At 63.8% G+C, this 22,961-nt stretch carries 19 protein-coding genes; 6 read left to right on the top strand and 13 right to left on the bottom strand.

The features are described 5' to 3' along the window. The 9 genes from E3T51_RS02865 to rsmI form a co-directional block, all read right to left on the bottom strand. Positions 1 to 1,029 carry a methionine ABC transporter ATP-binding protein gene (locus E3T51_RS02865; RefSeq protein WP_134527263.1) on the bottom strand — a complete coding sequence of 343 codons (1,029 nt, stop codon included), beginning with the start codon at positions 1,027 to 1,029 and terminating at the stop codon, positions 1 to 3. A 136-nt stretch (positions 1,030 to 1,165) separates the two neighbouring features. Next, complete coding sequence (locus E3T51_RS02870) at positions 1,166 to 2,056, bottom strand: MetQ/NlpA family ABC transporter substrate-binding protein (protein ID WP_134527266.1); 891 nt, start codon at positions 2,054 to 2,056, stop codon at positions 1,166 to 1,168. A gap of 376 nt (positions 2,057 to 2,432) precedes the next feature. Beyond that, positions 2,433 to 3,338: a MetQ/NlpA family ABC transporter substrate-binding protein gene (locus E3T51_RS02875; protein ID WP_241989139.1), complete on the bottom strand. Its 906-nt coding sequence runs from the start codon at positions 3,336 to 3,338 to the stop codon at positions 2,433 to 2,435. 242 nt (positions 3,339 to 3,580) lie between these two features. Further along, positions 3,581 to 5,374: an ABC-F family ATP-binding cassette domain-containing protein gene (locus E3T51_RS02880; protein WP_104193069.1), complete on the bottom strand. Its 1,794-nt coding sequence runs from the start codon at positions 5,372 to 5,374 to the stop codon at positions 3,581 to 3,583. A gap of 145 nt (positions 5,375 to 5,519) precedes the next feature. Then, positions 5,520 to 6,452, bottom strand: coding sequence for a 4-(cytidine 5'-diphospho)-2-C-methyl-D-erythritol kinase (locus tag E3T51_RS02885; protein WP_104193206.1), 933 nt, complete (start codon positions 6,450 to 6,452; stop codon positions 5,520 to 5,522). A gap of 178 nt (positions 6,453 to 6,630) precedes the next feature. Beyond that, the gene (rsmA, locus tag E3T51_RS02890; protein ID WP_104193070.1) at positions 6,631 to 7,506 is read right to left on the bottom strand and encodes a 16S rRNA (adenine(1518)-N(6)/adenine(1519)-N(6))-dimethyltransferase RsmA; all 876 of its coding nucleotides are present in this window, start codon (positions 7,504 to 7,506) and stop codon (positions 6,631 to 6,633) included. Next, the gene (locus E3T51_RS02895; protein WP_134527269.1) at positions 7,503 to 8,486 is read right to left on the bottom strand and encodes a TatD family hydrolase; all 984 of its coding nucleotides are present in this window, start codon (positions 8,484 to 8,486) and stop codon (positions 7,503 to 7,505) included. Before E3T51_RS02895 ends, rsmA begins: the two co-directional genes overlap by 4 nt. Continuing rightward, positions 8,479 to 10,050: a methionine--tRNA ligase gene (metG, locus tag E3T51_RS02900; RefSeq protein ID WP_104193072.1), complete on the bottom strand. Its 1,572-nt coding sequence runs from the start codon at positions 10,048 to 10,050 to the stop codon at positions 8,479 to 8,481. The genes E3T51_RS02895 and metG overlap by 8 nt, the downstream gene beginning before the upstream one ends. Positions 10,051 to 10,111: 61 nt before the next feature. Further along, complete coding sequence (gene rsmI / locus E3T51_RS02905) at positions 10,112 to 10,975, bottom strand: 16S rRNA (cytidine(1402)-2'-O)-methyltransferase (RefSeq protein ID WP_134527272.1); 864 nt, start codon at positions 10,973 to 10,975, stop codon at positions 10,112 to 10,114. On the opposite strand from rsmI, the gene E3T51_RS02910 reads away from it, so the two are divergent. The 5 genes from E3T51_RS02910 to E3T51_RS02930 all read left to right on the top strand — a co-directional run bounded on the left by E3T51_RS02910 (position 10,974) and on the right by E3T51_RS02930 (position 15,955). Further along, complete coding sequence (locus E3T51_RS02910; RefSeq protein ID WP_241989140.1) at positions 10,974 to 12,593, top strand: dolichyl-phosphate-mannose--protein mannosyltransferase; 1,620 nt, start codon at positions 10,974 to 10,976, stop codon at positions 12,591 to 12,593. The two genes, rsmI and E3T51_RS02910, sit on opposite strands and share 2 nt — an antisense overlap. A 172-nt stretch (positions 12,594 to 12,765) precedes the next feature. After that, positions 12,766 to 13,866, top strand: a complete 1,101-nt coding sequence (locus tag E3T51_RS02915) for a fatty acid desaturase family protein (RefSeq protein WP_134527278.1) — start codon at positions 12,766 to 12,768, stop codon at positions 13,864 to 13,866. Positions 13,867 to 13,922: 56 nt separating this feature from the next. Further along, entirely contained in the window at positions 13,923 to 14,444 is a 522-nt protein-coding gene (locus E3T51_RS02920) for a hypothetical protein (RefSeq protein WP_134527281.1), read from the top strand. A 179-nt stretch (positions 14,445 to 14,623) separates the two neighbouring features. Next, positions 14,624 to 14,986: a LysM peptidoglycan-binding domain-containing protein gene (locus E3T51_RS02925; RefSeq protein WP_166806365.1), complete on the top strand. Its 363-nt coding sequence runs from the start codon at positions 14,624 to 14,626 to the stop codon at positions 14,984 to 14,986. A gap of 72 nt (positions 14,987 to 15,058) precedes the next feature. Further along, positions 15,059 to 15,955 (top strand): sulfurtransferase, encoded by an 897-nt coding sequence (locus E3T51_RS02930; RefSeq protein WP_134527287.1) that lies wholly within the window; start codon positions 15,059 to 15,061, stop codon positions 15,953 to 15,955. Between the two features lie 27 nt (positions 15,956 to 15,982). Here the strand turns inward: E3T51_RS02930 and E3T51_RS02935 are convergent, their stop codons facing one another. Then, positions 15,983 to 18,481 (bottom strand): DEAD/DEAH box helicase, encoded by a 2,499-nt coding sequence (locus E3T51_RS02935; RefSeq protein WP_134527290.1) that lies wholly within the window; start codon positions 18,479 to 18,481, stop codon positions 15,983 to 15,985. Between the two features lie 345 nt (positions 18,482 to 18,826). Here E3T51_RS02935 and E3T51_RS02940 point away from each other — a divergent pair, with 345 nt between their 5' ends. After that, positions 18,827 to 20,446 carry a molybdopterin-dependent oxidoreductase gene (locus tag E3T51_RS02940; protein WP_134527293.1) on the top strand — a complete coding sequence of 540 codons (1,620 nt, stop codon included), beginning with the start codon at positions 18,827 to 18,829 and terminating at the stop codon, positions 20,444 to 20,446. Between the two features lie 280 nt (positions 20,447 to 20,726). Here E3T51_RS02940 and E3T51_RS02945 read toward each other — a convergent pair whose 3' ends face one another. The 3 genes from E3T51_RS02945 to tatA all read right to left on the bottom strand — a co-directional run bounded on the left by E3T51_RS02945 (position 20,727) and on the right by tatA (position 22,953). Continuing rightward, positions 20,727 to 21,680, bottom strand: a complete 954-nt coding sequence (locus E3T51_RS02945; protein WP_134527296.1) for a ferritin-like domain-containing protein — start codon at positions 21,678 to 21,680, stop codon at positions 20,727 to 20,729. Positions 21,681 to 21,897: 217 nt separating this feature from the next. Next, entirely contained in the window at positions 21,898 to 22,653 is a 756-nt protein-coding gene (tatC, locus tag E3T51_RS02950) for a twin-arginine translocase subunit TatC (RefSeq protein WP_104193207.1), read from the bottom strand. A gap of 48 nt (positions 22,654 to 22,701) precedes the next feature. Continuing rightward, positions 22,702 to 22,953, bottom strand: a complete 252-nt coding sequence (gene tatA / locus E3T51_RS02955; RefSeq protein ID WP_134527299.1) for a twin-arginine translocase TatA/TatE family subunit — start codon at positions 22,951 to 22,953, stop codon at positions 22,702 to 22,704. Positions 22,954 to 22,961: the final 8 nt, after the last annotated feature.

The raw sequence follows: 22,961 nt of genomic DNA on the forward strand, positions 1-22,961 counted from the left end.
TCAGCGCACCTCCGTGACGGTCGTGAGCGTTCGAATGTGGGCGAGCACCTGGTCAATGACCGGGTCTGCGCCAGTGAGCGCGAGGGTGAGGTGCCCGAACGGGCGCCCCTGAATCTCGTTGATGCCGCCATAGACGACCTCGAAGGCCACCCCGGCGCTCGACAACTCGCCGAAGACGGCCTTCTGGTCGACCGCGCTGTCGCGAAAGGCCAGCGTCACGATGCGGCCCGTGTGCCGCTCACGCAGCACGGCGAGTTCGGCGGGCGACGGAATCCCCTTGACCACGGTCGAGACGAAACGAGCGGATGCCGCGGCTTGCGGGTTCGAGAACACGTCGAAGACGGGGCCACGTTCGATGACTCGCCCCTGATCCATCACGGCGACCTTGGTCGCGATCGTCTGGATGACATCCATTTCGTGGGTGATCACGATGATGGTGATCCCGAATTCGGCATTCACACGCTTGAGCAGAGCGAGCACCTCGTGCGTGGTTTCCGGGTCGAGCGCGCTCGTGGCTTCGTCAGCGAGCAGGATGCTCGGCTGGGTGGCGAGGGCGCGGGCGATGCCGACCCGCTGCTTCTGCCCGCCGGAGAGTTGGTCGGGAAAAGACCCGGCCTTGTCGGCGAGGCCGACGAAGTCGAGCAATTCGGCCACGCGGGCGGCGCGCTCATGTTTGGGGCGCCCGGCCACTTCGAGCGGGTAGGCAACGTTCCGGGCCACCGTGCGGGAGCCGAGCAGGTTGAACTGTTGAAAGATCATGCCAATTCCGAGGCGCACCTTGCGCAGTTCGCGCTCCGGCAACACGGCGATATCCTGCCCATCGACGATGATCTCGCCGCTCGTTGAATGTTCCAGAGCATTCACGAGTCGCACGAGAGTGCTCTTGCCGGCACCGGAGTATCCGATGATTCCATAGATGTCCCCGGCCTCCACGTCGAGACTGACCGAGTCGATCGCCGTAACGCTCGGTGCGCCCTTGCTCGCGGGCGGGTACACCTTGCTGACATTTCTCAGGCTTACAAGAGCCATCCGTTGTTCCTCAAAAACCTTCTTGTTGCTGATGTATCGTGATGTCGCGCCGGGGGATGCGAACGAGCAGTCTCGGCTGTCGGGTCGGTGTACGCCTCAAACAGAACCGAGACTACTCACGCGGTGACGCTGATGCTTACTTCCGAGCGGTCGTGTCTGCCTCGACCGAGGCGCGCGACGCTTCCAGCTCGGACACGGGCGTCGTCAACAGCACGGCCGTGTCGCCGGAAGCTTCACGAACGCCATCTTGAACGGCCTTCGTGGTCTGGTAGATCTCGACAAGCTTCTGGTATGTCGCGTTGTCTTTGTCCTCCGCGCGCGCTGCAAAAACGTTTGCATAGGGCACGGACTTGGCGTCGGCCGGATCGTCCTGGGCGATGGCGTCCGAGAAACTGAGCCCGGCCTTTCCAACAAACTCGTTGTTGACGATCGCGGCGGCGACGTCGGGCAGCGACGTCGTAGTGAGCGACGCGTCGAGAGCCGTAACATTCACCCGTGACGCAGCGGTGTCGATGTCGTCGAGTGACGACGAAATCGTGCCGCCGTCGGTGAGCTCGATCAGACCAACTGACTGCAGTACGACGAGGGCGCGGGCCATGTTGCTCTGGTCATTGGGCACGGCCACCGTGTCGCCCTTCTGAATCTCGTCGACGCTGGTGTACTGCGTGGAATAGAGACCCAGGGGGTAGATTGCGGTGGCGCCGATTGCCGAGAGGTCCTGGCTGCTCGCTACGTTGTAGTTGGCCAGGAAGACGACAGTCTGAAATTGATTGAGGTCGATTTCGCCGGCGGTCAGGGCTGGGTTCGGCTGCTCGTAGGTGGCGAAGTTGACCAGGTCGACCGTGATTCCCGCGTCGGCTGCGGCTTGGGTGAAGGCGTCCCAGTACGGTTCGCTCTCGTCGACGACGCCGATCTTCACGACGTCGTCACTGCCAGCAGCGCCTGCGCACCCGGCCAGTAGCGCAGCAAGCGGCAGGATCGCGAATGCGGCCAGTACGGACTTCTTGAGGGAACGGGGCTTTTTCATGGAGGGTCTCTTTCGCTGTGTGGATTCCCCGAGAGCGCCGATGGCGATTATGGGCACAGCGATTATTTGGGCACAGAGCAACCCTGGGTGTTGGGGGTGGGGGTCTGTGCCGCAGCTCTGCGAGGCACTCATTAACGATACGTGCCGAAGCTGCGACCCGTGGCCCGCGCCGACACACTGCGTCACAGCTTCTGCGACGGGAACCCTCGCTCAGCCCGGTAAGTTCGACCCAGCGGCTTTCGAGCGTGGCGATGGTCTCTTCGAGCTGACTCGAGCCATCCGTTTTGCCTCGCTCACTTCGTCTATTGCCGCTGAACACAACAGCGCAGTCCACGGCTGGCGCTCCCCGCAGCTGCGCTGTTCGTGAATCGGATGCTTACTGGGCGGCCTTGATCTCGGCCTGAATGCCGGCCAAGGACTCTTCAAGATCGGCCACCGGGGTGGTCAGCATCACAGCGGTGTCGCCGGACACCGCGAACACGCCGTCTTGCACATCCTGGCTGTTCTGGAAGATCTCTACGAGCTTCTGGAACGTCTCGTTGTTCTTGTCTTCGTCGCGGGAGACGAAGATGTTCGCGTAAGGCAGGGCTTTCGGGTCGGTCGCGTCGTCGGTGGCGATGGCGTCCTCGAACTTGAGCCCGCCCTTCTCGGCGAAGTCATTGTTGATGACTGCGGCAGCAACGTCGGGCAGCGAGGCCAACGTGAGCGACGCCTCGAGGGCCGTGACCTTGACCTTTGAGGCCTCCTCGTCGATGTCATCGAGGCCGGAGTAGATCGTGCCGCCGTCAGTCAGCTCGATGAGTCCGTTGGACTGCAGTAGCACGAGGGCGCGGGCCTGGTTGCTGTCGTCGTCGGGCACGGCGACGGTGTCGCCCGTGACGATGTCGTCGACGTTGCTGTACTCGGAGGAGTACAGGGCGATCGGGTAGATGGCTGTGGCGCCGATCGGGGCCAGGTTTTCACTGCTCGCCTCGTTGTACTCGGCGAGGTAGGCGATGTGCTGGAACTGGTTGAGGTCGACCTCACCGGCGGCGAGGGCCGGGTTCCCCTGTGGGTACTGTGCGAAGTTGACGATCTCGATCTCAATACCCTCGGCCGCGGCGGCCTCGGTGTAAACCGCCCAGTACGGGTCGCTGGCACCGACGACGCCGATCTTGATCGCGTCACCGTCGGTACCCGTTGCGGGCCCGTCGGATGTTCCGGCACAGCCGGCCAGCAGCGCGACGAGCGGGATAACGGCGAGCGCGGCGAGCAGGCTTTTCTTATTCACGGGTTTTTTCACGATGATTCCTTCGGACGATCTGGGTTTCGTATGACTCGGGTACTCTCCAAGCGGATGCCCCAGCCGACGAATCAACGAACGCGTCGGCTGATACCGGGCAGGCAGACACCACCGGTGAAACGAGAGGGGGTGTGCCTACACGGGAGCGGAGTGCCGCGACTGCGTAGGCACCCCTTAACGATACGTGCCGAAGCTGCGACGCGTGGCCCGCACCGACACACTGCGTCACAGCTTCTGCGCCGTCAGCCTTCGATCAGCTCGGTAAGTTCGACCCAGCGGGTTTCGAGAGCGGCGACGGTCTCTTCAAGTTCGCTCAACTTCACGCCGAGCGCGCCGAGACCGGCAAAGTCGGACTGGTCATGCGCGGCGAGCTTCTCGTGCTTGAGAGCGATACGCTCCTGCAGTTTAACCACCTTGCGGTCGATCGAACCGAGCTCCTTCTGGGCATTGCGCAGTTCCGCACCGCCAAGAGTAGGGATCTTTTTGGTCGCGCCGCCGGCATCCGCGGGCGTTCCGGAAGCCGGGCCGGCGACAGCCTTGCGACGCACCTCGAGATACTGGTCTACCCCGCCGGGCAGGTGACGAAAGCCGCCATCCATGACCGCGTACTGGTTGTCGGTGACGCGCTCGATCAGGTATCGGTCGTGCGAGACAACGAGAAGGGTGCCGGGGAAGGAGTCGAGCAGGTCTTCCATGGCGGCGAGCATGTCGGTGTCGAGGTCGTTGGTGGGCTCATCGAGGATGAGAACGTTGGGCTCGTCGAGCACGATCAACAGCAGCTGCAGGCGACGCTTCTGACCACCGGAGAGGTCCTTGACCTGGGTGGTGAGCTGGGCGCTGAGAAAGCCCATGCGTTCGAGCATCTGGCCCGGCGTGATCTCCTTGCCGCCGGCCATGTAGCTGGTCTTCTGCCGGCCGATGACGTCGCTGACGCGGTCATTGCGAATCTCGTCGAGTTCGAACAGCTGCTGGGTGAGCACGGCGACCTTGATGGTCTTGCCGCGCTTCACGTGGCCGGTCGTAGGCTGCAGGGTACCGGCGACCAGGTTGAGCAGCGTGGACTTGCCGGCACCGTTGACGCCCATGATGCCGGTGCGCTCCCCCGGCGCGATGCGCCAGGTGATGTCGTTTAGCACAGTCTTGTCACCGAACTTCACGCCAATGTCGATGAGGTCGACGACGTCCTTGCCGAGGCGCTGCATGGCCATGGACTGCATCGAGACGGTGTCGCGGGGCGGCGGCTCATTCTCGATCAGCACGTTCGCCGCATCGATGCGGAATTTGGGCTTCGCCGTACGCGCCGGGGCGCCGCGGCGCAGCCAGGCCAGTTCCTTCTTCATGAGGTTCTGGCGCTTGGATTCGACCACGGAACTCATGCGGTCGCGCTCCACCCGCTGCAGGATGTAGGCGGCGTAGCCCCCCTCGAAGGGTTCGATCAGGCGGTCGTGCACCTCCCAGGTGATGTTGCAGACCTCGTCGAGGAACCACCGGTCGTGGGTGACGACCACCAGTCCGCCGCTCTGGGCGGCCCAGCGGGTCTTGAGGTGACCGGCGAGCCAGGAGATGCCCTCCACGTCGAGGTGGTTGGTGGGCTCGTCAAGAAAGATGACGTCGTAGTCGCCGATGAGTACGGCAGCGAGGGCCACCCGGCGACGTTGGCCACCGGAGAGGTCGTCAACGAGGGCGTCCCACGGAATGTCACGCACCAGGCCGCCGATGACGTCGCGTACCTTGGCGTCGCCCGCCCAAACGTGTTCTTCGATGCCGCCGACGATGGTGTGGCCGACGGTCTGGCCAGAGGCGAGGTCATCGGACTGGTCAAGCATGCCGATGGTGACACCGCGACGCCGGGTGACCCGGCCCTCGTCGGGTTCCATCCGGCCGGCCAAGAGGCGCATGAGAGTGGACTTGCCGTCGCCGTTCTTGCCGACGACGCCGATGCGGTCGCCTTCGTTCAGGCCGGCGGTGACGCTGTCAAAGATGACGCGGGTAGGAAATTCGAGGTGCAGGGACTCAGCCCCGAGAAGATGTGCCATAGCCTCCAAGTTTACGGTACGGTCGCAGCCCCCGGATCAGCGAGCATAACTCCTGCAATTCGCCCACGTGCTGCGTGGCTTCCCCGGAACGACGCGGGCATTTCGCAGCCGTCCGGCAGATTGCAGGAGTTATGCCGGGAGGGGACTAGTCGCTGATGAGGCGGGCACCGTGCACGGGGCCGGTGGCCCGTACTACGCGCAGGCGCGAGGCGGAGAGCGCGACCTGCAATTCGAGAGCGCTGTCGGCATCCGTTACCAAAAAAGCCACGGTCGGGCCAGAACCAGAGAGGATGCCGGCGAGGGCGCCGTTTTCTTCACCGAGCTGAAGCACCTTGCCGAGGCCCGGGGCGAGGTGCAGCGCTGGAGCCTGAAGGTCGTTGTGCAGCACGTCGGCGAGCATGTGCGGGTCACCGGCGCGCAGGGCCTGCAGCACGCTCGTGTCGACACTGGGTTGATGCTGGGCCGGAAAGATGTCCTGGGCGTGGCGGTCGCGGTGCCGGTCGAGCTCCTGGTAGACCCCGGGCGTCGACATTCCGAAGTCGGCGAGGGCAAGTACCCATTGAAATTTGCCCTTGGCCAGAGCCGGGCTGAGCTGGTCGCCGCGGCCGGTACCGATGGCGGTGCCGCCGGTGAACGAGAACGGTACGTCGGCCCCGAGAGTGGCGGCAATGGCGAGAAGTTCGTCTTTGGTGGCGCTGGTGCCCCAGAGGGCGTCGCAGGCGAGCAGGGTAGCTGCGGCGTCGGCCGAACCACCGCCCATACCGCCGGCGATCGGAACGTTCTTTTCGACGTCGAGATGCACGCCTCCGCGGTAGCCGGCCTTGCGGGCGAGGGCCCGAGCTGCCTTGATGGCCAGGTTGGTGCCGTCGATGGCGAGACCGGAGGTATCGATGCTGCCGCTGAACTGTACGGAGAAGTCGGTGGCCGGGCTGGCCCTAACCTCTTCGAACAGCGAAACGGCCTGGTAGGCGGTCGCGAGGTCATGGTAACCGTCTTCCATTACGGCGCCGACCTTGAGGAAAACGTTGACTTTGCCGGGGGCCCGTGCATGCACAACGGAGGTGCCGGCGGTCGTCATCATGCTTTTAACTTAGCCCAGCCGCTTCGCTGCTATCGACGCGGCGAGTACCAGCCACTCCTGCAGTGCTGCCTGCGCCGGCGCAATGTCGTTGGCCTAAGCCGGACTTTGGCGCGCCGGCGAGACGGATGTCCGCTGCCTCTTGGAAAACACTGCACCAGAAAAATAGAAGTGATTTCTAGTTCTCGGGCCAGACCCGGGCGATGGCGAGAAAGTCATGAACGGTGAGCTGCTCCCCCCGCGTCGTCGGGTCGATACCCGCCGCGCTCATCACAGCGGATGCCGCCGCCGAGTCCCCGAGAATGACCGACAAGGATTGCCGCAGCATCTTGCGGCGCTGCTGAAAAGCCGCGTCGACGAGCGCGAAGGTCTTGAGGCGCAGTTCTTCGGATTCCAGCGGTTTTGTGCGACGTTCGAAGGCGATCAGGATCGAATCAACGTTGGGAACCGGCCAGAATACCTGCCGGCTTACCTTGCCGGCGGTGCGGAAGGAGCCATACCAGGCGGCTTTGACGCTCGGGCTTCCATAGATCTTGTTGCCGGGCGGGGCGGCGAGACGTTCGCCGACCTCGGCCTGCACCATGACGACACCGGCGCGGATCGACGCGAAGTGTTCGAGCAGATAGAGCAGCACCGGTACCGAGACGTTGTACGGCAGGTTGGCCACGAGCCGGGTGGGGTCGCCGGGCAGCTCGGTGATCTTCAGGGCGTCGGCGCGAATGACAGTGAGCTCCGCCCCCGGCTGCATGAGTTCGACAGTCAATGGCAACTGCTCGGCCAGACGGTCGTCGATTTCGACGGCGACGACGCTCGCGCCGACCTCGAGCATGCCGAGCGTGAGCGAACCGAGTCCGGGGCCGACCTCGACGACGGTATCACCGGGTGCCACGGCGGCGACCTTCACGATGCGCCGCACGGTATTGCCGTCGATAACGAAGTTCTGGCCGAGCTTCTTGGTCGGATTGACGCCGAGCATCTCGGCGAGGTCGCGAATCTCGGCCGGGCCGAGAAGGGTTTTGACGGGTTTCGCCGCGTCAGCGGTTGCGTCGGTCATGCAAGACCTCCGCGCGGGGCTTGGTCGGGGCGCTGAACATCGTGGGCCGCGGTGACGGGCTCCGCGTCCCAGCGACCGTAGACCAGCTGGGTATTGGCGGTGATTTGAGCAGAGAGCAGGGAGACATCCGTTTCGAGATGAGCGGCCATGCCGCGCAGCGTGTTGGGCAGCAGGTACGGCGCGTTGGGGCGGCCGCGGTAGGGCAGCGGGGTGAGGAACGGGGCATCCGTTTCGACCAGCAGCAGGTTGCGCGGGGCGGCCGACAGGGCGGCCCGCAGGTTGTCGGCGTTTTTAAACGTGACGTTACCGGCAAAGGACATGTACCAGCCCTGCGCGGCACAGATTCGGGCCATGTCCGCGTCGCCAGAGAAGCAGTGAAAGACGGTTCGTTCGGGGGCGCCGACCTTGAGCAGCGTTTCAATCACGGCCTCGTGGGCATCACGGTCGTGAATCTGCAGCGCGAGGTTGTGCTCCTTGGCGATGCGAATATGAGCTTCAAAGGAGCGAAACTGGGCGGCACGGCCCGCTTCGGGAGTACGAAAGAAGTCGAGTCCGGTCTCGCCGACGGCGACCACGCGCGGCTGCCCGGCGAGTGCGTCGATCGCGGCGATAGCGTCATCGAGGGTGCCGGCTTCGTCAAGAGCAGGCGCCTCGTTGGGATGGATCGCAACGGCGGCGAGCATGCGCGGCTCGATCAGGGCGGCCGCGGCCGACCAGCGTGAGGTTTCGACGTCGCCGCCGACCTGGATCACGCCGCGCACGCCAACGCTCGAAGCCCGGTCGAGCTGTTCCCGATAGTCAAGCGGATGCTCGCCGTCGGCGATCTCGAGATGAGTGTGGTTGTCGTAGACGGGTACCGTGAGCGGCTCCGGCAGGGGTGGGTAGCTCAGGTCGCGGCGCGCGGTGTTCTCGCGGCGGCGAATGGCGCTGCCGTAGCCGTCGACGCCTCCGTCCAGCCCGGCAAGAGAGTCGCTAGCCATCGGTCGGCTCCACGATCGATTCGATGCGCGGGAACAGCGGTTCGAGCGGGCTCACCTGAGCTCCGCCTGCCCAGTCCCAGGCCCGGTCGACGCGCTGGTCGGCGAGGGCACCGTCGCCGCCGAGAGCGGTCCACAGTTTGGCGGTGGCGATGGGAATAACCGGCGAAAGCAGCACGGCGAGGGTACCGAGACCGCGCACGGCGGTGTGCAGCACTGTTTCCAGCCGCGCCCGCGTTTCAGGGTTCTTGGCAAGCGCCCACGGCTCCTGCAGGGTGATGTAGCCGTTGAGCTCGTCGACGAGTTCCCACACGCTGGCCAGGGCGTCGTGGATGGCGAGGGTCTCGATGAAGGCTCCAGCGGCATCCGTCACCCGCTTTTCGGTGGCCTGGATCGCGAGGTCGGCGGCCGAAAGCTCGCCAGCGGCGGGCACGACGCCGTCACAGTAGCGCACGACCATGGCGATCACGCGGGAGGCGAGGTTGCCGAAGCCGTTGGCCAGCTCGGACTGGTACCGGGCCGAGAGATCCTCCCAGCTGAACGAACCGTCCTGGCCGAAGCTGATCGCGCGCATGAAGTAGTAGCGAAACGCGTCGGACCCGAACGTGTCGGTGATCTGGCTCGGGGCGATGCCGGTCAGCTTGGACTTGCTCATCTTCTCGCCGCCGACCAGCAGCCAGCCGTGCCCGAAGACCTGTTTAGGCACCTCGATGCCGGCGGCCATGAGCATGGCCGGCCAGATTACGGCGTGAAAGCGCAGAATGTCTTTGCCGACGATGTGGGTGGCGGGCCACCGGCTGGCGAACTCCTCATCGTTCTGGCCGTAGCCGGCTGCGGTGATGTAGTTTAGCAACGCGTCGAACCAGACATAGACGACGTGCGACTCGTCCCACGGCACCTTGATGCCCCAGTCAAAGCTCGACCGGGAGATCGACAGGTCGGAGAGCCCGCGCTTGACGAACGCTAGAACCTCATTGCGGGCCGCTTCCGGTTGCACAAAGTTGGGATTCTCTTCGTAGAGTGCAAGCAGCCGGTCGGCAAAAGCACTCATCTTGAAGAAGTAGTTCTTCTCATGCAGCAGTTCGACCGGTTTGGAGTGGATCGCGCAGACGAGCTGTCCGGTGTACTCGCCGGTACCATCGACCAGGTCACTGGTCTGCTTGTATTCCTCGCAGCCGACGCAGTAGTAGCCCTCGTACTCGCCGGTGTAGATATGGCCCTCGTCGTGCAGGTGCTGCAGAAACTTCTGCGCGTTCACCTCATGGCGTTCATCGGTCGTGCGAATGAAGTCGTCGTTCGCAATGTTGACGGTCTGAAGCAGCGGCTTCCACGCGGTCTCCACCAAACGGTCGGCCCATTCCTTCGGCGTGACGCCGTTGGCGGTGGCGGTGCGCAGAATCTTCTGGCCGTGCTCGTCGGTTCCGGTGAGGAGCCAGGCGTCTCGACCCGACTGCCGGTGCCAGCGCGCGAGCACGTCGGCGGCGACTTCGGTGTAGGCGTGCCCGATGTGCGGCACATCATTCACGTAGAAAATGGGCGTGGTGATGTAAAAAGAGCCTGCGGACATGCGTTCATCTTATGCGGCGAGTGCTTGCGGGTCTGGCCCGGTTACGCCCGGAGTTGTCGGATCAGCCCAGAGGAAAGGCCGAACGGTCGGGTTTCGGCAGCGGCGCGCCAGTCTTGGCCTGCAGGGCGTGCTCGTAAAGTTCTCGCTTGCCGAGCCCGCTGGCGGCCGACACGTCGGCTGCAGCGTCTTTCAAACGGATGCCGCCGGCCACCAGGTCGAGAACCTCGGCAACACCCATGGCCAGGTCCAGTACCCGCACTTCGGCGCCCGCGACGACGATGCAGATTTCGCCGCGCACGCCCGCAGCCGCCCACTCGGCCAGTTCACTCGCCGTGCCACGCTTGACCTCTTCGAAGAACTTGGTCAATTCCCGGCAGACCACGACCCGGCGGTCGGGGCCGAGGGTTGCGGCCAGATCGGTCAGGGAGTCGGCAAGACGGTTGGGCGATTCAAAGAACACCATGGTGCGACGCTCGGCAGCGAGGTCACGCAGCAGTTTGACCCGCTCGCCGTGCTTCCGCGGCAAAAACCCCTCAAAGGTGAATCGGTCCGTCGGAAGCCCCGAGACGGCCAAGGCGGTCAGTACAGCAGAGGGTCCAGGCAGGGCCGTGACCAAAACGCCAGCCGCGACCGCGGCATCCACTAAGTGAAAGCCAGGATCGGAAACGGTGGGCATACCGGCGTCGCTGAGCACCAAAATGTCGACATCGCGCGCCAGTTCGACGAGTTCGGCTGCCTTGCCGCGTTCGTTGTGGTCGTGCAGGGCGATGAGCTTGGGCCTGTTCTCAATTCCGAGGGCTTTCAGCAGATGGACGGTGACGCGGGTGTCTTCGGCCGCCACGATGGTGATGGTACTCAGGGTTTCGATAAGGCGCCGGGAAGCGTCGCCGAGATTTCCGATCGGGGTGGCGGCAAGGATGATCATGCTGCAATTCTCGCAGCAACAGCCGAACATTCGTTCTTCGCTCGCTCTGTACGATGGTGACGTGCTCGCTACTAGTCGATGGGTTCGCTGGGGCAGCTACCTCGCTGTAGTACTGCTGGCCGCCGCGTTGCGTTTGTGGAACCTCGGCCGTCCTCAGGCGCTCGTGTTCGACGAGACCTTCTATGTGAAGGACGCCTGGAGCCTGTTCAACAACGGCTACGAATCCACGTGGCCGACCGACGCCAACCCGCTGTTTGAAGCCGGGCAGACCGACATCTACACGTCGGAGCCGTCCTTCGTGGTGCATCCGCCGCTCGGCAAGTGGCTGATCGCACTCGGCATGAATTTACTTGGCCCTGGCAACCCCTGGGGCTGGCGACTGTCGACTGTCCTGGTGGGGGTACTCGCTGTCGTGCTCATCATGCTCGTGGCGCAAAAACTGTTTCAGTCACGACTGCTCGCCCTGATCGCCGGTTTTCTGCTCGCCATCGATGGGCATGCCATCGTCATGAGCCGCGTGGCGTTACTCGATAATTTCGTGATGTTCTTCGCCCTGCTGGGTTTTGGCGCCGTGTTGATGGACCGTCAGTGGCATGCGACGCATCTCGCGACCCGGCTCGCGGGTCAAACCGACCCCGGCTGGGGTCCGGCGCTGTGGTGGCGACCGTGGTTGCTCGCCGCTGGCCTCGCCTTTGGACTGACCAGTTCGGTGAAGTGGTCCGGCCTGTATTTTCTTGCCGCGTTCGGCATCTACCTCGTCGTCGTCGATGCCCTGGCCCGGCGTCGAAACGGCGTCTCATTCTGGCTCAGTGCTGCCATCCTCAAACAGGCCCCCGCCACCTTTCTCCTGCTCGTTCCCATCGCCGGCGCCACGTTTCTCTTGTCCTGGACCGGCTGGTTTGTCACACGTGGCGGCTACTATCGCGACTGGGCGGACGGGGTGGGGGCTGCCTGGACCGGACCATTGGCGTGGGTGCCGCACACGCTCCAAAGCTTTTGGCACTATCAGGCTGCTGCCTATACCTACCATGTGGGGCTGGCCACACCGCATCCGTACCAGGCGAACCCATTGACCTGGCTTTTCATGATTCGACCGACCAGCATGTACTACCGCGGCTCCGACGCGGCCGAATTCGGCTGCCAGTTTCAGAGCTGCTCTGAGGCCATCACCTCTGTGGGCAACCCGCTGATCTGGTGGGCCGCCACGGCGGCCCTGTTCTATCTCGTCTACCGACTCGCCCGATATCGCGAATGGCGGGTCGGCTACATTCTGATGGGCGTGGTGGCCGGCTATCTGCCGTGGCTCATGTATCTGAACCGCACGGTCTTTCAGTTCTACACGATCACCTTCGAGCCATACCTACTGCTCGGTCTTACCTTTGTCATCGGGTTACTCCTCCAGCGAATACCCGACCAGGCCCGACCACGACGCAGGCACTCAGCACATTCGCAGGTTCCGGAATATGACCCCCAACCGCGGGCCGGCACCGTTACCGCGGTGGCCGTCGGTCTTGGAGTCACGCTGCTGGTCACGGCTTTCTTCTTCCCGGTATGGACCGGAATGCAGACTTCGTTCGCGTTTTGGCAACTCCACATTTGGATGCCAAGTTGGCGATAGATCGGTCAAATACATTCCATTTTCGGCATATAATGACTGAGAAAAACGTGTGAATTGCGAGCGAACGGGGAGTTCGCGAACGTAGACTGACGGCTATCTGCTCCACGAGTAACCGCTCACTTTTCGGCTGAGAAGTCCCGAACGCTGAGAATCTTAGACTCAGGAAGGCCTTATGTCGGAAGCACTAGCCGCACCCTCGGTCCGCATCATCAGGACCCGGCCGGGTGGAGATACGAAAAATCCCACAACAGAATACTCGGCCCTTCTGCACACCGTGCGCAATCTCGGTCTTCTTGGCCGACGCACCGGCTTCTACTGGCTGGTCTTCTCCACTCTCGTTGCTGCCACCCTCGGCGCTGCCGTTGGTTTCGTGTTGCTTGGCGACACCTGGTACCAATTGATCATTGCCGCGGCGCTGGGCCTCATCTTTACCCAATTCGCCTTCCTGGCCCATGAAGCCTCACACCGTGCCGTGTTTACCTCCGGCAAAGCCAACGATCGAGCCGGCCGGGTTCTCGCCAACCTGTTCGTCGGTATCAGCTACGCCTGGTGGATGACAAAGCACAGTCGTCACCACGCCCAGCCGAACGTCGTCGGCAAGGACCCTGACATCGAACCAGACTTCATCGTTTTTCGTGAGGAAGACGCCAAAAAAGTCAGCCGACTCGGTGCCATCATCACCCGTAAGCAGGGCTACTTCTTCTTCCCACTGCTGATGTTTGAAGGCATCAACCTGCATGTCCAGGGCTTCAAGACCGTCTTCGGTAAGAACAAGGTCAACGAGCGCTGGGTCGAGATCACGATGCTCGTCACGCGCCTCGCTCTGTACCTTGCCGTGATCTTTTATTTCCTGCCGCTCGGTATGGCCTTCGCATTTGTGGGCGTGCAAATGGCGGTCTTCGGGGTCTACATGGGCGCAACCTTCGCGCCTAATCACAAGGGCATGCCGCAGCTTCCGGCTGAAAGCCGGGTGGATTTTCTTCGTCGTCAGGTGCTCACCAGCCGCAACATTCGCGGCGGCACCTTCATTGACCACTACATGGGCGGTCTCAACTACCAGATCGAGCACCACCTGTTTCCGAACATGGCCCGCCCGCACCTGCGTAAGGCTCAGGAGATCGCCAAAGAATACTGTCTCTCCCACGACGTGAAATACACCGAAACCGGAGTGTTTGAGAGCTATGGCATCGTCATCGCCTACCTCAACAAGGTCGGTCTGGCGGCGAGAGACCCCTTCGACTGCCCGATAGTGCAGCGCTTCCGCACGCACTAGGCGCACGCAGTAGTCAACAGGCCGTCTCCCCCCGGGGAGACGGCCTGTTTTTTGTTTTGTGGGTATTCGCCCGCACCCTGCCGGCCTCCAACCTCGTGATCACGCCGGGCACCATCACCGCCGGCACCGGATCCGACGCGGCACCGACTGTCGGGGCCGTCACCATCAGCAATGTCGCCCAGTCGCTGGTCTACACCACGACTCTCGGCAAGGGCACCTTCACCCTCGCCCCGACCTTCGACCTGAACGTCCCGGCCGACACCTACCGCTCCAACTACTCGGCCGCGATCGGTTCCACCGCCGTCAACCCCTACGTGTCGACCATCACGTTCACAATCGCCTCGCTCCCGTTCTCGCCGGGCCGGCGTCTCAATGAGTTGGGGCGCATCAGCTGCGCACTTGTGAGGTCTGGGGTCGACCGGTCTCGGCCACGAAACGCCCGGTGCCGTACTCGCCGGGCTGACCGGTCTCTGCGCGGAAACCTGCGAAGGCGGCTCGCGGGCAATGTCAGCGCAGCTGAGCGCACCACCCCGAACGGGGGTAGTCGACGCAGTGGTGCTGCCACTCGTGCACCCTAAGCTGGCTGAATGCGTGCATAGACAAGGTCACAGCGCGTCTCATCAGGAAGGGTTGAACCATTCGCAGCTCACTCGTACGTCGCCCGTGGGGCATCATCGTTGCCGCTGTCCTGCTCGTGGTGGTTTCTGGCTGTGCCGGCGAACCTGCTCCGGCCGTCACCGTCACGATCAGGCCGAGCGTGACCCCGACGCCCACCCCGAGTCCCACGCCGACACCGACGCCGGTTCCCACCGAGGAGCCGGCGCTCATTCCCAACCCCACGGTGCCCGACCTCGTTCCCAACGCGGAGCCCGTGCCCCTGCCGCAGGGACCCGCCGCTGACCAGGGCAGCACACCGGGCGCCCGCGGCACAACAACTGCTGACGGTGCGGGAGCCCTGCTCACCTACACGGTCGTCGAGGGCGACGCTTTCTTTGACATCGCCCAACGATTCAATATCCCGGTACAGCTGATGCTGACCATGAACCCCTCGGTGCCCGGGCTCGGCGAGAACATTTACATCAAGCAGATCATCAACCTGGACTGGACCACGACCCGGTAGCCGTATGTCGCCGGATGACTCGCCCCGGCCACGATTCCGCCCCGTGTCGGCGGCCCCCGCTAGCCTTGGTCCATGAGTTCTCCCGTTCCCTCGTCTCCCATCGTCTCCACGCAGTGGCTGGCCGACCACCTCGGCTCTGACCACCTCGTCATTCTCGACGCCACAGTGCTCGCGCTCGCACCTTCAGATTCCGGGCCGCGCTACCTCAGTGGGCGGGACGACTATCTCACCAAGGGGCACATTCCCGGAGCCGTGTTCGCGGACCTCTTCGATGTCTTTTCCGACCCGGCGGGTGCATTCGATTTCTCCCGGCCGAGCGCCGATCTGTTTGAGGTGGCGGCGGCATCCGTCGGCATCGACAACAGTACGACGGTCGTCGTCTACGACGCCGTGGTGGGACAGTGGGCTGCCCGCATCTGGTGGCTGTTCCGCGCCTTCGGCTACGACGATGTCGCCGTGCTCGATGGCGGTCTCACCAAGTGGCACGCCGAGACCCGCCCGTTCGCCACCGGCGGCACGCGACCGCGGGTCGTCGATGGCTTCACGGCAACGCCGCGTCCCGAGCTGTGGGTCGACAAGAGCTTCGTCGAGTCGATCGTCGCCGGCACAATGGATGCCGCACTCGTCTGCTCCGCGCCGCCGGCGGAATTCGCCGGCACGGCCGGGTCACGCCCGCGGGTCGGACACATCCCGGGCAGTATCAGCCTGCCGGCCGGCACACTCGTCGACCCCACCACGAATGTGTTCCTCCGCGGCGACCGGCTCAAGGCAACGCTCGCCCCAGCCGTGGCGGCGTCCGCAAATGGAGCATCGGGCCACCTGGTGACCTACTGCGGTGGCGGCATCGCTGCAGCGGCCAGCGCCCTCGCTCTTATCCGCGCCGGCAACGAGCACGTCTCCATCTACGACGGCTCCCTCAATGAGTGGGCCGCCGACGCCTCTGCCCCGCTCCACGCACCCGGCGTGTAGCGCCGCGATCTCGACGGGCGCTCAGCGCTACAACCGATTGACACCGGTCACGCGCACGACCGCCGCGCCGAGGTCATCGGAGTCGGCGAGGTTCACGCTCGCGCTGATCCCCCAGTCGTGGTCACCGGCCGGGTCGTCGATAATCTGGCGCACGGTCCACTCCTTTGCGCCCTCCTCGATAATGAGCAGCTCAGAACTGCGCGCGTTACCGCCGGTGAGTACCTCATCGTGCTCGGCGAAGTAGCCGTCCATCGCCTCGGCCCAGACATCGGTGGAGTAGCCGTGCTCCCGGTCGAGTTCACCCAGCTCGTCGTAGTGCTCCAGCGCAGCGAGCTGCACCCGGCGGAACAGCTCGTTGCGCACCAGGATACGAAAAGCTCGTACGTTGGTACTGAGTCGACGCGGTGGCGGGGGCAGAATCGTGTGGGCTTCCGCTTCGTGCGCGGCGAGATCGGGGTGCAGCAATTCTTCCCACTCGTCGAGCAGGCTCGAGTCCACCTGGCGGACGAGCTCCCCGAGCCATTCGATCAGGTCGAGCAGGTCTTCGTTCTTCGCCTCGTCGGGAATGGTCTGCCGGGCAGCCCGATACGCGTCCGACAGGTAGCGCAGCACGACGCCCTCGCTGCGGGCGAGCTTGTAGAACGCGATGAACTCGCCAAACGACATGGCCCGCTCGTACATATCGCGCACGACGGATTTGGGCTTCAGTTCGAAGTCGGCGATCCACGGTTGGGAAGCCTTATAGGTGTCGAAGGTGTAGTTCAGCAATTCTTCGAGTGGCTTGGGGTGCGTGATCTCCTCGAGCAGCGCCATCCGCTCGTCGTATTCGATGCCCTCACGCTTCATCGCATTCACGGCCTCACCGCGGGCGGCAAATTGCTGCCCCATAAGCACCGGCCGCGGGTCATCGAGGGTCGACTCCAGAATCGAAATCATGTCGAGCGAGTAGGTGGGCGCTTCGGGGTCGAGCAGCTCGAAGGCGGCCAGCGCAAACGGCGACAGCGGCTGGTTCAGCGCAAAGTTCGCCTGCAGGTCGACGGTCAAACGGATGCTGCCGCTCGCGCTCTGCTCTACGATTCCGGCTTCGCGCAGGGTCTTGTAAATGCCGAGAGCCCGCCTGGCCAACACCAACTGGCGCTTCCACGGCTCGTGGTTGTCGAAGACGAGGGAGTGCACGTGGGCGAAGGCATCGCCGCCGCGTCCGATCACGTTGATGAGCATCGCCGCGGTCATCTGCATGCTCGACGAGAGGGTTTCGGGTTCGGCGTCGACGAGTCGGCGAAAGCTGGGTTCACCCCAAGACACGAAGCCGTCCGGCGCCTTCTTGCGCACGATTTTGCGCTTCTTTTTCGGGTCATCACCGGCCTTCTCGATGGCCTTGAGATTGTCACTCTCGTGCTCGGGCGCCTGAATCACCACGGTGCCGGCAGTGTCGTAGCCGGCCCGCCCGGCCCGGCCCGCAATCTGGTGGAACTCGCGCACGTTCACCTGACGCATTTTCACGCCGTCGTACTTGGTGAGGGCCGTGAACAGCACGGTGCGAATGGGAACGTTGATGCCGACGCCGAGGGTGTCAGTGCCGCAGATTACCCGCAGGTAGCCGCGCTGGGCGAGCTGCTCCACCAGGCGGCGGTATTTCGGCAGCATGCCGGCATGGTGCACGCCGATTCCCATGCGGATGAGCCGGGACAGGGTTTTGCCGAAACTGGTGGTGAACCGAAACTCGCCGATCAACTCGGCAATAACGTCACGCTGCTCCCGGGAGGCCACCTTCGCGCTCGCGAGGGCCTGAGCGCGTTCGAGGGCGGCCGCCTGGGAGAAGTGCACGATATAGACCGGCGCTTTATCGGTGTGCAGCAGTTCTTCGACCGTTTCGTGTACCGGGGTCTGCTCGTAGTAATAGCTGAGCGGAACCGGGCGCTCGACCCCGGTGACAACTGCGGTGGCCCGACCGGTACGCCGGGTCAGGTCATCGCTGATGAATTTCACGTCGCCGAGTGTGGCTGACATGAGAATGAACTGCACCCGCGGCAACAGCAGCAGGGGAACCTGCCAGGCCCAGCCGCGCTCCGGGTCGCCGTAGAAATGGAATTCATCCATCACGACGAGGTCGACCTCGGTGTCTTCGCCGTTTCGCAGCGCGAGGTTGGCGAGAATCTCGGCAGTGCAGCAGATGATCGGGGCATCGGCGTTGACGCTCGAGTCGCCGGTCATCATGCCGACGTTCTCAGCCCCGAAGGTCTCGACCAGCGAGAAGAACTTCTCACTCACGAGGGCCTTGATGGGCGCTGTATAGAAGCTGCGTTTACCGGCCGAGAGCGCCGCGAAATGGGCTCCGACGGCCACGAGCGATTTGCCGGTTCCGGTTGGTGTGCTCAGGATGAGGTTCGCCCCCGAGACAATCTCGATGACCGCTTCCTCCTGCGCCGGGTACAAGGAAAGCCCCTGTTCGGTCGCCCAGGCTTCGAACGCCTCGAAGAGAACGTCGGGGTCGGTTTCATTTTCGAGGCGCGCAAGCAAAGACATAGTCCCTCAAGACTGCACTACTTCGCACCTTGCCCTCGACTTTTTGGCTACCGATCTCGTCATCTGTCCCATTTCGTCGACCACCGGCCCGGCCTGGCGCATAACTCCTGCAATTTACCGGCCGCCTGAAGTCTTGACGCGAAAAGTCGAGGCGGGGCGGGGCATCGCCTGCAAATTGCAGGAGTTATGCACTCTCGATGGCCAGTTTGGTGACCGTTTCGATGGCCGGGGCAATTTGCCGGATCAGCCACCGCGCCGAGCCGCAAGATGTGACGGATGTCTGACGAAACCCGCCGGGGCCGCCGACCGGCGGGTAATCACAGCCGCCCGTTCTAATCTGGCAACATGGTCTACGTCTCTCCTGACACCGCTGCGATTGCTACGCCACACCCTGCGCAGGCACTCTGGCGCCCGGCAGCCGCCGGTGTAGCCGCAGCCCTGGCCGGCCTCGGCGTGGCCGAGCTGACCGCGGCCTGGATCGCCCCGGGCGCGAGCCCGGTACTGACGGTCGGCGCCCTCGTCATCGACATCGTTCCGGCCGCCGTCAAAGACCTCGTTATCGGCCTGTTCGGCACAGCCGACAAGATCGTGCTGATCGTGACCATCGTGTTCGTGCTGCTCCTGGCCGCCGGCCTCGCTGGCATTGTCGAAAGTCGGCGCCCACCATTCGGCCGCCTGCTGGTGGTCGTCATCGGCGCAATCGCCCTGTTCGCGGCGCTGTCCCGTTCGAGCGCCTCGACCCTCGACGCAGTCCCAGCCGTCGTTGCCATGGGTGTCGCGGCGATCGCGCTGACCGTTCTCACGACCAGGCTGCCGGTCGATCGCCGCACCGGGCACGCCGCGACGGCATCGCCACCGGACCAGGTACCGGCACGCCCCGGAGGGAGTGGCCCCGACCGTCGCCGCTTCCTCGTCTATACCGGAATCACCGCGGGCATCGGCGTGCTCGCCTTGGCCGGCGGACAGTTCAGTGCCGCGGCCACCCGGGCAGCGGATGCCGCGCGCGCGCTGTTCACGCTGCCTCGGCCATCCGTTCGCGCCGCCGCCATTCCGGCCGGGGCGAGCCTCGACGTGGCCGGAATCACCCCGCTGATCACTCCGAACGCCGACTTTTACCGCATCGATACCGCCCTGAGCGTGCCGCGCATCGACCCGACCACCTGGCGACTGAAGATCACCGGCATGGTCGAGAATGAGGTCGAGATCGACTTCGCCGAGCTGCTCGCCCTGCCGCTTGAAGAAAGCACGACCACCCTGGCCTGCGTGTCGAACTACGTCGGCGGCGACCTGATCGGCAACGCCACCTGGCTGGGCTACCCGATCCGCAAGCTGCTCGCAAGGGCGAAACCCACGCGCGATGCCGATATGGTGCTCTCGACCAGCCAGGACGGCTTCACCGCCGGCACGCCGATCGAGGCGCTCACCGACGGCCGCAACGCCATCCTCGCCGTCGGTATGAACGGCGAACCGCTCCCCCTCGAACACGGCTATCCGGTGCGCATGGTCGTGCCCGGCCTGTACGGCTACGTCTCGGCGACGAAATGGGTCGTCGAACTCAAACTCACCCGGTTTGACCAGGAGCAGGGCTACTGGACTCCGCGCGGTTGGTCAGCCCAAGGACCGGTCAAGCTCTCCTCCCGCATCGATGTGCCCCACCAGGGAACCTCGGTATCCGCCGAGTCGATCGTCATTGCCGGTGTGGCCTGGTCGCAGCAGGTGGGGATCAGCGCGGTCGCCGTGCAGATCGATGACGGCCCGTGGCAGGACGCCACTCTCGCCGACGCGATCTCGGTCGACACCTGGCGACAGTGGGCCTACACCTGGGACAACGCGAGCGCCGGCGACCACACCGTCTCGGTACGGGCAACGGATGCCGCCGGACTCGTGCAAACCTCGGCCACGGCCGATGTCGCCCCCAACGGTGCCACCGGACTGCACGAAATTTCGGTGTCTGTCTCGGGGTGACCCGCTGGGCAAAGGCTGAAACATGCGCTCCGCCACCAATCCGGCGCCCACCCCGTATATTCGGGGGCAGGCACCACACCGGGCTCAGGTGCTGCCACGCAGGAGAGCCGGGCAGAAGAGCCGGGCAGGACCTCCATACGCGGGGGTTACGCCGCGGCGGGGAAGTTCGGGTGTGACCCGCACTCCCCCGCCCGGCGGAGTGCGGGAGCTGCGCCTCCGCGCGGGAGGTACAACTCCCGCGCAGCGACGTTACTCCCGCGCCAGGTGACGCCGGTGTTCCCTAGCCGTTGGCGCCACTGGTGTTGATGACACCGTTCACACCGGCCGGGAAGAACCCGCCCGACTTCACCGGCGCCGCATTGAGGTAGGCGATGTTGAGCACCTGGGCGGCACTGCGGCTGTAGACCAGGCCGTTGGCGTCAGTCGGAACCAGGTTCGCCTTCGACGCGTTGCCAATGCCCTGATCAAGATCCGTCGGGCCATCGACAGCGTCGCGCAAATCGGAGATCGCCTGCGCGGTCGTGTACACCGAGGGAAGTGCGATGCCGAGCGCGTACAGCGTGCTGCGGATGACACCGGCGTGATACGCCTCGACCGCGAGAATCCCGGCGGCCGCTTCGAGGAATGTCTTGTTCGTGATCAGCGGCGCGGCGCCCTTATACGCGGTGACTCCGACATCCTCGAAGATGAACGCCCCAAAGAGGAAGTTCGCCTCGTTGGCGTACACGTCGAATTTCTGGCCCGGCTTGACCAAGCCGGCCGCCAGGGCAGCAGCCGTGAAGCTCGCGTCGAGGTTGATCTTCGGGCGAGACACCTTCGCGCTGCCCAGGGCGGAACGCAGGAAAGCCACGTGGGCCTTCTCGTCGGCGGCGATTTCATCAGCGTACTTCTTGATTATTGCGGTCTTGAAGTGCACCATACGGCCGCCGGTCACACCGCCGCGCGTGCCCGCTCCCGTCGTCATGCTGTCGGGCAGCCCGCGGCCGGTCGTTGCCCGCAGGTAGAACTCGGCCTCGAGGTATTCGAGGTTGAGGGCAAAATTCAAAATGGCCGCGTCGCTCGGTGCCTCTGCCGGGCCGCCGGAGTCGACAGCCATTGCCGGGCCACCGGTAGCGAGCACCGCTGCTCCGACACCGAAGCCAGCCACGCCCGCCGCACGAAGGAAGTTTCGGCGATCCGAAGAATTCTCCGCGCTGCGATTGATGGCATTGGTAATAAATCCCTGATCAAACATCCTGGTTCTCCTGACGGTAAGTGAACGTGCCGGGTGTGCCTCAGTAACATCGGTAACGTACCCTCGCAAATCAATTTCGTGTGAGGGTGGACAAAAACTGTAATCAAACGATAAGAAAAATCCTCACTTTTGTGCATGGGCCCGTGCCGAATTTGTTTTGAGCGCGCCGAACCCGGGTGCAGTTTCGGTGGCATCACCGAGTCGGACCGAGTGCCGGTTAGAGCAGCAAGCCGTCCGCGCCGACTCGCGGCACCCGGCGGGCGACCCGGCGGTCGTGCAGCACTGCAATTCCGTACGCGGCGAAATAGAGCACCACCATCGGCACGGCGAGCAGGAACATGGACACGACGTCGGCCGCCGGCGTCGCAATGGCCGTGAATAAAACGATCACCAGGATGGCCAGACGCCAGGATTTGATAATAGAGCTGGCACTGACCACCCCGGCAAAGTTCAACAACACAATAAATACCGGCAGTACAAACGCGATCCCGATGGCGATCATCAGTTTGAGCACGAAGTCGAAGTAGTTTCCCGCGTTAATCAGCGCGGCATCCTGCTGGGGCGCAAAACTCGTCATGAGTTCAACCACGTGCGGCAGCACATACCAGCCGGACGCGCACCCGATCAGAAACAGCGGTACGGCCGAAAAAAAGAACCCGAAGGTGTACTGCTTCTCTTTGCGTGTCAGGCCGGGCATCAGAAAAGCAAAGATCTGATAGAGCCACATCGGGCTCGAGACGATCAGTCCAACGTAGAAGGAGATGCGTAGTTTAAGGTCAAAGGCGCTCGTGATATCTGGGTAATTGATCTGGGCGTTGCGGTTTTGAGCACGCACGATCGCGTAGATCGGCTCGCGCAGACCATCCCAGACGAAGCCGGAAAGCAGCCAGCCGGCAATGGCACCGACGAGGATGCCCGCAGCGGCGAGAAAGAGTCGCTTGCGCAGTTCAAGCAGGTGCTGCCCAAGCGACATCTTTTTCTTGGCGGGCGCGGTACGCACGCCCTCCACCACCACGATTGCCTAGGCTTTCGGGTTCGGCGTGCCGCTCGGATCGGCGCGAGGACTGTCAGCGCGAGCACTGTCGACGCGAGCGCTGTCGGCCGAACTAACCGGTGTGCCGTCGTCGGTGCGTTCCGGGGTGATCTCGCTCTTGAAAATCTTCATGGACTGACCGAGGCTGCGGGCGAGCCCCGGCAGTTTCGGTGCGCCGAACAAGAGCAGGATCACGACGAGAATAATTAGGAAATGCCATCCGGTCAGGTTGCTCAGCATGCGAATTC

The organism is Cryobacterium serini (genome assembly GCF_004404025.1).
Classification (GTDB): domain Bacteria; phylum Actinomycetota; class Actinomycetes; order Actinomycetales; family Microbacteriaceae; genus Cryobacterium; species Cryobacterium serini.